The 9,951-nt window shown below is 73.0% G+C and carries 9 protein-coding genes, 1 tRNA gene and 1 pseudogene; 3 read left to right on the forward strand and 8 right to left on the reverse strand.

The annotated features are described in order from the left end of the window. A pseudogene (locus AB0I76_RS14845) lies at positions 1 to 198 on the forward strand (SGNH/GDSL hydrolase family protein); the annotation flags it as partial. A gap of 82 nt (positions 199 to 280) precedes the next feature. Continuing rightward, positions 281 to 1,543 (forward strand): acetyl-CoA C-acetyltransferase, encoded by a 1,263-nt coding sequence (locus AB0I76_RS14850; RefSeq protein WP_357034721.1) that lies wholly within the window; start codon positions 281 to 283, stop codon positions 1,541 to 1,543. 78 nt (positions 1,544 to 1,621) lie between these two features. On the opposite strand, the gene AB0I76_RS14855 is transcribed toward AB0I76_RS14850, so the two are convergent. The 3 genes from AB0I76_RS14855 to AB0I76_RS14865 form a co-directional block, all read right to left on the reverse strand. After that, positions 1,622 to 1,945, reverse strand: coding sequence for a hypothetical protein (locus AB0I76_RS14855; protein ID WP_357034723.1), 324 nt, complete (start codon positions 1,943 to 1,945; stop codon positions 1,622 to 1,624). A 176-nt stretch (positions 1,946 to 2,121) separates the two neighbouring features. Then, positions 2,122 to 2,937 (reverse strand): Bax inhibitor-1/YccA family protein, encoded by an 816-nt coding sequence (locus AB0I76_RS14860; protein ID WP_357034725.1) that lies wholly within the window; start codon positions 2,935 to 2,937, stop codon positions 2,122 to 2,124. A 110-nt stretch (positions 2,938 to 3,047) separates the two neighbouring features. After that, positions 3,048 to 3,128, reverse strand: a tRNA-Leu gene (locus tag AB0I76_RS14865). Positions 3,129 to 3,216: 88 nt separating this feature from the next. Between AB0I76_RS14865 and AB0I76_RS14870 the strand changes: the two genes are divergently transcribed. Continuing rightward, positions 3,217 to 5,034 carry a hypothetical protein gene (locus AB0I76_RS14870; RefSeq protein WP_357034727.1) on the forward strand — a complete coding sequence of 606 codons (1,818 nt, stop codon included), beginning with the start codon at positions 3,217 to 3,219 and terminating at the stop codon, positions 5,032 to 5,034. 75 nt (positions 5,035 to 5,109) lie between these two features. Here the strand turns inward: AB0I76_RS14870 and AB0I76_RS14875 are convergent, their stop codons facing one another. The 5 genes from AB0I76_RS14875 to AB0I76_RS14895 form a co-directional block, all read right to left on the reverse strand. Then, positions 5,110 to 6,441 carry an NAD(P)/FAD-dependent oxidoreductase gene (locus tag AB0I76_RS14875; RefSeq protein WP_357034729.1) on the reverse strand — a complete coding sequence of 444 codons (1,332 nt, stop codon included), beginning with the start codon at positions 6,439 to 6,441 and terminating at the stop codon, positions 5,110 to 5,112. Between the two features lie 102 nt (positions 6,442 to 6,543). Continuing rightward, complete coding sequence (locus tag AB0I76_RS14880) at positions 6,544 to 7,104, reverse strand: hypothetical protein (RefSeq protein WP_357034738.1); 561 nt, start codon at positions 7,102 to 7,104, stop codon at positions 6,544 to 6,546. Continuing rightward, a complete protein-coding gene (locus tag AB0I76_RS14885; protein WP_357034731.1) occupies positions 7,104 to 8,465 on the reverse strand; it encodes a DUF58 domain-containing protein in 1,362 nt (453 codons plus the stop codon). The genes AB0I76_RS14880 and AB0I76_RS14885 overlap by 1 nt, the downstream gene beginning before the upstream one ends. A gap of 32 nt (positions 8,466 to 8,497) precedes the next feature. Continuing rightward, positions 8,498 to 9,505, reverse strand: coding sequence for a MoxR family ATPase (locus tag AB0I76_RS14890; RefSeq protein WP_357034733.1), 1,008 nt, complete (start codon positions 9,503 to 9,505; stop codon positions 8,498 to 8,500). Next, a partial coding sequence (locus tag AB0I76_RS14895; protein ID WP_357034736.1) for a hypothetical protein occupies positions 9,502 to 9,951 on the reverse strand: 450 nt, incomplete at its 5' end. The genes AB0I76_RS14895 and AB0I76_RS14890, both read right to left, overlap by 4 nt.

The following is a 9,951-nucleotide window of genomic DNA, read 5'->3' on the forward strand; positions in this document are numbered from 1 at the left end:
CGGGCGCAGACCGCCGCGGTGCTCGACGCGGGCGGCACCGTGGTCGACCTGGCCGCCGAGACCGGCCCGGTCTTCCGCGCCGACGCGGGGACGCTCTGCCACGACGGCTTCCACCCCTCGGCCGACGGCTACCGGGTGTGGGCACACGCGCTGCTGCCCGCCGTCGCCGCCGCCGCGGCGGTCGCCCCCCGCCACTGACCCGCACCGCGGTCGCCCGGGTGACATTTCCCGCCGCCGGCGCGGCTTCCGCGCCATGTTACTGACGGGTTAACGTTGGTTCATGCCGACTGAGTCGTCCCGCGACGCCGTCATCGTCGCCACCGCCCGCTCCCCCATCGGCCGGGCGCACAAGGGGTCCCTGCGCGACGTCCGTCCGGACGATCTCGCCGCGACCATCGTGCAGGCCGCCCTCGACAAGATCCCGCAGCTCGACCCGACGGAGATCGAAGACCTCTACCTGGGCTGCGGCCTGCCCGGCGGCGAGCAGGGCTTCAACATGGCCCGTGTGGTCGCCACCCTCCTGGGCCTCGACGGCCTGCCGGGCGCCACCCTGACCCGGTACTGCGCCTCATCGCTGCAGACCACCCGGATGGCGATGCACGCGATCCGGGCCGGCGAGGGCGATGTGTTCATCTCCGCCGGTGTGGAGACCGTCTCCCGGTACGCCCGGGGCAACTCCGACGGTCTGCCCCCGGAGGCGCAGGCGCTGGTCGGCGGCGGCTGGGAGAACCCGCGTTTCGCCGCCGCGCGCGAGCGTTCCGCGCGGCGGGCGCAGGGCGGCGCCGAGGTGTGGTCCGACCCGCGCGAGGCCGGCGAGCTGCCGGACATCTACCTGACCATGGGTCAGACCGCCGAGAACCTGGCCCAGGCGTACGACGTGAGCCGCGCCGACATGGACGAGTTCGGCGTACGCAGCCAGAATCTCGCCGAGAAGGCGATCGCCGACGGCTTCTGGGCCCGGGAGATCACCCCGGTCACCACGCCGGACGGCACCGTGGTCAGCACCGACGACGGCCCCCGGGCCGGTGTGACGCTGGAGGCGGTCGCCGGGCTGAAGCCGGTGTTCCGTCCGGACGGGCGGATCACCGCCGGCAACTGCTGCCCGCTCAACGACGGCGCCGCCGCCGTGGTGATCATGAGCGCCCAGCGGGCGCGGGACCTGGGCCTGACCCCGCTGGCGCGGATCGTCTCCACCGGCGTGACCGCCCTCTCCCCGGAGATCATGGGCCTCGGTCCGGTCGAGGCCTCGAAGCAGGCGCTCAAGCGGGCCGGCATGACCATCGACGACGTGGACCTGGTGGAGATCAACGAGGCGTTCGCCGCCCAGGTGATCCCCTCCTATCGGCAGCTGGGCATCCCGGAGGAGAAGCTGAACGTGATGGGCGGCGCGATCGCGATCGGCCACCCGTTCGGCATGACCGGCGCCCGGATCACCGGCACCCTGCTCAACGCCCTCGACTGGCACGACAAGACCATCGGTCTGGAGACCATGTGCGTCGGCGGCGGCCAGGGCATGGCCATGGTTCTCGAACGCCTGAGCTGACGCTCGCCCGACGGCCCGCCCACCCGCTCCCGGGTCGGCGGGCCGTCGCGTACGCGGCGGTGCCCCCGGGGTTTCTGGTCAGAGGGCGGCGCGGGTGGCGGTCACCTCGTCGGCGGCCCGGGCCAGCACGTCGGCCGGTGCGCCGGCCGCCAGGAGGTCGGCGGCGACCACGCGGAGCTGGTCGGGCAGGGCGAGGTCGTTGTCGAGCCGAGGGACCGTACGGCGGGGCAGGCCCTCCACGTCCGCGACCAGGTTGGCGATCTCCTGCACCAACCGGTGCACGAGGTCCGCCCGCGACACGTTCCCGGTCTCGGCGGGAGCCGCCCACCGGGGCTGCTGCCAGTGCCCCACCTGCCGCACGAGCAGCTCCACCGCCTGCTCCAGCCCACCGCGTTCCGCCACCCCGCGAAGTCTACGCACCCCCCGTCCCCCGCGATCTTGCACTTGAGGTCGCCGTTATGCCAGCTGTGACCGTTTCGCCCCGGCACAAAGTGCAAGATCGCGAGGGTAGGTGGGGGGACGCGACGGCGCCCGCCCCCGTGGGGGGCGGGCGCCGTCGGGTTGGTGCGGGTGGGCGGTCAGTCGTCGCCCTGGAAGTAGCTCAGCAGGCGCAGGATCTCGATGTAGAGCCAGACCAGGCTGACCAGGATGCCGAAGGCGGCGACCCAGGAGTAGCGCTGCGGCAGCCCCATCCGGACGCCGTCCTCGACCTCCTTGAAGCTGAGCACGAAGCTCAGCGAGGCCACCACGATGCAGACCAGGCTGAAGCCGATGGCCAGCGGGCTGCCGTCACGCAGGCCGGTGTTGACGCCGAACAGCGCCAGCACCAGGTTGATCAGCATGACGGCGAACAGGCCGGCCATCACGGCGATCATGCCCTTGACGAACTTCGGGGTCGCCCGGATGACCTTCGCCTTGTAGAGCATGGCCATCACGAAGAAGACACCGAACGTGGCGGTCACCGCCTGAAGCACGATGCCGCTGTAGAGCGTCTCGAAGTACTTGCTGACCATGCCGACGAAGACGCCCTCGACGACGGCGTACGCGACGACGAGCGCCGGGTTCGCCATCCGGGAGAACGAGATGATCAGGCCGAGCACGAGACCGACCACCGCCGCACCGATCCACGCGACGCCGAGCAGCGCGTCCGGGACCAGCACCCAGGCGGCCGCGGCGGACAGGCCGAGGATGCCGAGAAGCGTGACCGTCTTGACCACCACGTCGTCGATCGACATGGTGTTGACGGCCGGCGGAGCGGCCGGGTAGCCGGCCTCCGTCGGGTACTGCTGGGGGTAGCCGGGCTGTCCGTACGGCCCGGTCGGGGCGTACCCGGCGGAACGCTCCCGCTCGGCCGCCTGGCCGAGCCGGGCGAGCACCGGGTTCGAAGTCTTCACTGTCAGGCCTCCCTCAGGGGGTCATTGCACGTCAACGTGCACTGTCAAGAGTAAACGGCGATGCGACTCCCGTGGAGATCACAACCCTGAGCGGAAGCTGAAAGGTTCGGTGCCCGGGGCGGGGGTCGAACCCGCACGCCTTGCGGCAGCCGCTTTTAAGGCGGCCGTGTCTGCCGTTCCACCACCCGGGCGGGTGAACGCACGCACGTGCAGTGTCACCGTAGCGGGTCAGCCGCGACCCGACGTACCCCGAGGCGGCCCCGGCACTAGGGTCGAGCCGTGAGCAGCGCAGCCCCCACGGCCCCCGACGCCGCCCCTCACCAGGACGTACGCCGAGCCGACCGCTCGCCGCGGTGGGGCCGGCTGCGGGCGGCCGTCGGCCGCTCCCGGGCGGACCTGGCGGTCGTGCTGCTCTTCGTCGCCGCGGCCGCGTGGCTGACCCACGGGCTGTGGCCGGACCCCGGCTCCCGGACGCTCGCGCTCAATCCGGCGGACCAGGCCCTCTACGAGTGGTTCCTCGCCGTCGACGCCCGGGCGCTGCTCGGCGACTTCGACCTGCTCACCGACCGGCTCAACGCGCCGGACGGGGTGAACCTGATGGCCAACACCACGATCATCGCGCTCGGTGTGCTCCTCGCCCCGGTCACCCTGACGCTCGGCGCGCCGGTCACGTTCGCCCTCCTGGTCGGGGCGAACCTGGCCGGCACGGCCGCCGCCTGGTACCTGCTGTTCACCCGGCTGCTGGGCGCCCGCCGGTTCGCCGCCGGGCTGGGCGCGGCCCTGTGCGGCTTCGGCCCCGGAATGGTCTCCCAGTCCAACAGCCATCTGCACATGACCGCGCAGTGGCTGGTCCCGATGATCGTCTGGCTGGTCGTCCGGATGCTGCGCGCCGCCGATCCCGAACGCGGCGGGCCGGACCAGCGACGACTGCTCAGCTCGGCGGTGGGGCTCGCCGCGGCGGTCAGCGCGCAGGCGTTCGTCGGCGAGGAGGTGCTCTTCCTGACCTTCGTCACCCTGCTGGTGATGGCGGTCACCTACGCCGTGGTGGACCGGGACCTGGCGCGGCGCGCCCTGCCCAGCTTCGCCGGCGGGATGATGGTCGCCGTCGGGCTGGCCCTGCTGGTCATCGGGTGGCCCCTGTGGTTCCAGTTCCTGGGGCCGCAGGGCGTCGCCACGGGCATGTTCAGCCCGCACTACTTCTCGGCGGACCTGCGCAGCTGGTGGACGTTGTCACCGCTGTCCGTGATCGGCGGCGACGACGCCGCCCGACTGACCACCGGCCCGGCCGAGTACAACACGTTCCTCGGCTGGCCGCTGCTGCTGGTCACCGTCGGCTGCGCGTTCTGGCTGGGGCGCCGGCCCCTGGTGGTCGCCTGCCTGGTCGCCGCGCTCGCGATGGGGACGCTCTCACTCGGCCCCCGGCTCGTGGTGGACGGGCAGCGCACCGGGGTGCCGGGGCCGTTCGCGCTGCTGGCCGACGTGCCGGTGGTCGACGGTGCGCTGCCGATACGCTTCGCGCTCGCGGTGCTCCCGCTGGTCGCCACGCTGCTGGTCCTGGCCGTCGACCGGGCGTCGGCGAGCACCGGACGGGCCCGGCGGCTGGTCCCGGCGGCGGTCGGCGCGGCGCTGTTGCCGCTGTTCCCCGTGCCACTGCCCACGAGCGGTCGCCCGCCGGTGCCGGAGTTCGTCACCGGAGGGCACTGGCGCCAGTGCGTACCGCCCGGTGGGGTGCTGGTCCCGGTGCCGCCGGCCACCCCGCGTGACCCGTGGCCGATGCGCTGGGCGACAGCCGCGGACGTCGCGTTCGGGATGCCGGAAGGCTTCTTCATCGGCCCGCACGGGCGGAACGGCTCGGCGGCCATCGGCACGTTCAAGCAGCCCACCTCGGCGCTGCTCGCCGAGGTCGCCAAGCGGGGCCTGCGGCCGGTCGTCGGAGAGGAACAGCGCCGCCAGGCGGTACGGGACGCCGACTTCTGGGGCGCGTCCTGCGTGGCGCTCACCGTGGACACCCCGTACGCGGACAGCCTCCGGGGCACCCTGGAGGACCTGTACGGCCCTTCCACCCGGATCGCCGACGCCTGGATCTGGCGCGTCTGAGACACCCCGGACGTTAAGAAAGGGCCCCTCCTCTACCGGAAACGGCAAGAAGGGGCCCTTCCTCACACCTACGCCTCAGACGGCGCGGGCGCCGACCGGCTGGGAGGCCTCGACGAACTCCTCGCGCGGGTCGTGCAGCTGCCCCAGGGCGACCACCTCACGCTTGAGGAAGAACGCCAGCGACCAGTCGACCACGACCCGGACCTTCCGGTTGAACGACGGGATCCGGCTCATGTGGTACGTCCGGTGCATGAACCACGCCGGCCAGCCGGTCATCTTGATGCCGTAGACCTGCGCGACACCCTTGTGCAGGCCGAGGCTGGCGACGCTGCCGGCGTGCTTGTGCTTGTAGTCCACCGGCTCGCGGCCACGGATGACGTTGACGATGTTGTCGGCCATCCGGGCGGCCTGCCGGACCGCGTGCTGCGCGCTCGGCGAGCAGTAGTTGCCCGGCTCCTTGGTCAGGTCCGGCACGGCCGCGCAGTCACCGGCGCTCCACGCGCCCTCGACGACCCGGTCGCCGTCGACCACCTGGAGGGTGGGCAGGCAGGTGATGCGGCGCCGCTCGTCACGCGGGAAGTCGGTCGAGTCCAGCATCGGCGACGGCTTCACGCCCGCCGTCCAGACGATGGTGTCCGAGGCGAAGCTGTCTCCGTCGGAGAGCTTCACCACACCATCGACGCACGACTCCAGCCGGGTGTCCAGCCGGATGTCCATGTTCCGCTTGAGGAGCTGCTGCACGGTGTAGGCGCCCATGTCCCGGTCGACCTCCGGCAGCACCCGCTGGGTCGCCTCGACCAGCACCCAGCGCATGTCCTCGGGCTTCAGCTCCGGGTAGTACTTCAGAGCGTCCCGGGCCATGTCCTCCATCTCGGCGAGTGCCTCGATGCCGGCGTAACCACCACCGACGAAGGTGAAGGTCAGCGCCGAGCGCCGGATCCGCGGGTCCGCCGTGGCAGCCGCCACGTCGAGCCGATCCAGCACGTGGTTGCGCAGGTAGATGGCCTCGCCGATGGTCTTGAACCCGATGCCGTGCTCGTGCAGGCCGGGGATCGGCAGCGTCCGGGACACCGAACCGGGGGCGACGACGACGTGGTCGTACGGGATCTCCCGGGCCGGACCGCTGATCGGCTGCACCACCGCGGTCTTGCGGTCGTGGTCGATCCGCTTCACCGCACCGGCCACGACCTTGCACTTGCGCAACTCACGGCGCAGCGGCACCACGGAGTGGCGCGGCGAGATGTTGCCGGCCGCCGCCTCGGGCAGGAAGGGCTGGTAGGTCATGTGGGGCTGGGGGTCGACCACGATGACCTCAGCCTCACGGGAGCTGAGCTTCTTCGACAGGCGCAGGGCCGCGTACAGGCCGACGTGGCCGGCACCCACCACAAGGATCCGCTTCGGATTCACGTCGTCTATCTTTCCCCGCGCGGCTCAGCTAATCCCGATCGCGGCCCCCATCTGTGACGGAGCACAACACCTGTGAGCTGCGTAACTCCCCCGTTTCGGCGCTCACTTGCGGCGCAGCAGCCAGCCCAGCAACGCCGTCACCACGGCGGCGAGGGCCAGGCCGGCAACCGTCGCCGCCTGGACTCCCCGGCCGTCGCCGACGGCGGCGAGTTCGACCAGCAGGACGCCGAGGACCGACGTGGCGAGCAGCACGGCACCCGCCCGCAGCAGCCAGCGGACGATCAGCTCGGGGTCCACCACCGCGTCGTACGGCAGCACGGCGGCGAGCGCGCAGAGCGTGTGGGTGAGGTACAGCACCGCCGCCACGGCGAGCAGCCGCCACAGGGCGATCGGCCGGCCGTACCCGTCGGTGGCGACCAGCCACCCACCCACGGTGACCAGCGCCGCGAAGGTCGGCCAGACCCGGCGGGGGCTGAGCGCGGGCAGCACCGCCACCAGGAGCAGGCCGCCGAACGACCGGCCGAGGAGCACCTCCGCCGGGTACGCGAGGACCATGCCGAGCAGCACGCTGAGGAAAATGCCCACGCGGACCAGCAACGGCGTGAGGCTGACCCGGGCCAGCGCGGTCCGCGCCCCGCGCAGCCGGTCGGCGACGACGGTGATCACCGGCCACCCACCCGGGGGGCGATGGCCAGGCGGGCCACGTCGCGCAGTACCTGGTCGAGACTGCCGGTGCCGGCCCAGCGGACCACCGGCACGCCGTGCTCACGCAACTGGTCGATCATCGTGTCCCGGTCCAGCCGCCACAACCGGTACGCGACCTCGGCCCACCCCCGGTCCTTCGGCGGTGGGAGGTCGGCGGGCAGGGTGTCCACGGCGACCACGAACCGCCCGGAGCGGGCGAGCCGGGCCAGCATCTGCGCGGACCGCTCGTCCAGCAGCGGGGTGAGGACCACCACCAGCGCGTCGGCGGAGAGCAGCTGCGGGCCGAACAGGTGGTCGTACGACTCCTGGGGCGAGGACTCCGCGCGCACGTCGAGCAGCCACTCCAGCACGGTCAGGTACTGCCGGCGGCCGGTGGCCGGGCGGAGCCGGCGAGCGGCCGGACCGTGCTCCAGCAGCGCGACCCGGTCACCCCGGTACAGGTAGTGCTCGGCGATCGCGGCAGCGGCCCGGACGGTGGTGTCCAGCACCGACGCCGTCCCCGTCACCCCGCCGGAGCGGCCCGCCTCGGCCAGCACGTCGAGCAGCACGACCACCTCGGCGTCCCGGTCGGAGAGGGTGGCCGCCACGTGCAGCTGCCGCGCCCGCAGGGAGACCCGCCAGTCGATGCGACGCAACCGGTCCCCGGGGGCGAAGACCCGCACACCGGCCAGCTCGCCGCCCTCGCCGGGCTTGCGGGAGTGGTGCGCGCCGACCAGCCCGGCCGCCCGGGGCATCGCCTCCACGGCCTCGAACGGCTCGGTCACCGGGTAGACGCGCACCCGGGCCGGCTCGGCGATGACCACGCGGGAGACCAGCAGGCCCTGCGCGGCGCACACCCGGACACCGGCCGGGCCGACCGGGTGCCGCCCCCAGCGCAGCGCGCCGCCGCCCAGGACCAGGTCGACGGCGGTGTCGCGCGGTACGCCCGTCACGAAGGGCCGGTCGGTGGCCGGCGACGTGTCGGAGCCGAGCCGTGTCACGGCACCGGCGATGGTGGCCCGGTCGACCCGCAGCCACGACGAGACGCGGGTCCGGAGGACCGTCAGGTCGTAGTCGACCACGTCCGGGTTGCCGACGGTGACCGTCGCGGTCAGCTCGCCGCCCTCCACCAGGTGCTCGTCGTCGTGCGAGACCCACACCTGCGGCAGCGCGGCCGGCCGGCGCCGCAGAGCGTACGCGGTGCCGACCGCGAACGGGGTGGCGAGCACGATCAGGTCGACCCGGCCCAGCAGTACGCCCGCGACGAGGAGCAGACCGGTCAGCAGCACGGCGCGGCCCAGCGCCCGGGTCGGCGCCCAGCCGGCGACCGGCTCCGACACGTCGTTCCGGGGTGACACGACGGGCGCGGCCATCAACGTCCGGGCCGACCGGCGGCGTAGCTGGGCAGCGCGCCGCTGGCCGGGGCCGGCGTGGCATCCAGCACCTCACCGACCACGAAGGACGGATCGACCCGGCGCAGCCACATCTCGGGGCGCAGCGTGATGCGGTGCGCCAGCGCGGGCACCGCCACCTCCTTGACGTCCTCCGGCACCACGTAGTCACGGCCGGCCATCACCGCCCGTACGCGGGACAGCAGCAGCAGGGCCAGCGAACCACGGGGGGACGCGCCGACCAGCACCGACGGGTGCTCGCGGGTGGCGGCGGTCAGCGACACGATGTAGTGGCCGACGGAGTCCTCGACCACGACGTCCTCCAGCGCCGTCTGCATGGCACGGAGCGTGGCGGCGTCGACCACCGGCTTGATCTCCGCCTCCTCCCGGCGGCGGGCCATCCGCCGGCGCAGCACCTCCCACTCCTCGCCGTGCTCCGGGTAGCCGAAGGAGACCCGCAGGAGGAAACGGTCGAGCTGCGCCTCGGGCAGCGGGTAGGTGCCCTCGTACTCGATGGGGTTGGCGGTGGCCAGCACATGGAACGGCTCGTCCAGCCGGTACGTGACGCCCTCCACCGACACCTGCTTCTCCTGCATCGCCTCCAGCAGGGCCGACTGGGTCTTCGGCGGCGTCCGGTTGATCTCGTCGGCGAGCAGCAGGTTGGTGAAGACCGGGCCGGCCCGGAACGAGAAGTCACCGCTGCGCTGGTCGTACAGGAACGAGCCGGTGACGTCGGCGGGGAGCAGGTCGGGGGTGAACTGGAGCCGGCGGAAGTCCAGCCCGAGGGCCTGCGCGAACGAGCGCGCGGTCAGCGTCTTGCCCAGACCGGGCAGGTCCTCCAGCAGCACGTGCCCACCGGCGAGGATCCCGGCGAGCACCAGCTCCAGCGCATCCCGCTTGCCGACGACGACCTGGCCGACCGCCTCCAGCACCGCCCGGGCGAGGTGGCCCACCTCCGTGGCGGGCATGCTGCGGTCCACGTCGTTCATATCTTCTCCAGTTCGGCGACGATCGCCGCGAGGTCGCGCGGCGACGGGGTGCGGCGGGGCGGGGTTTCCAGGAAGGTCCAGAGCCGCTCGCCCAGCAGGGCGCGGGCGCGTACCGGGTCCGAGTCGCGGTTGAGGCCGTGCCGCAGCCGCAGCCGCTCGTCGGCGAGGTCACCGAGGCGCGGCAGGACCACCTCGGTGAAGCGCTCGGGGCGGTTCGCCGCCCAGTCGAGCGGCACCTCCCACCCGTTGATGGCGGTCCGCACCGCGTCCCGTGGAGCGGGGCCGTCACCGGTGAAGGTGCGGGTGCCGGCCCGGGGTGGGGGCGACGGCGCGAGGCCGGCGGTCACCCGCCGCACGGCGAGCACCGCGAGCACACCGGCGACCAGCACCACCAGCGAGACCCGCAACCCGACCGCGCGCAGGCCGGCGACCAGGACGACCACCAC

It is taken from the genome of Micromonospora sp. NPDC049799, from assembly GCF_040656655.1.
Classification (GTDB): domain Bacteria; phylum Actinomycetota; class Actinomycetes; order Mycobacteriales; family Micromonosporaceae; genus Micromonospora.

Excerpts from the sequence above, each read along its gene's own strand:
- AB0I76_RS14850 (WP_357034721.1), top strand. The coding sequence starts at position 281 with ATGCCGACTGAGTCGTCCCGCGACGCCGTCATCGTCGCCACCGCCCGC.
- AB0I76_RS14890 (WP_357034733.1), bottom strand. The coding sequence starts at position 9,505 with ATGAACGACGTGGACCGCAGCATGCCCGCCACGGAGGTGGGCCACCTC.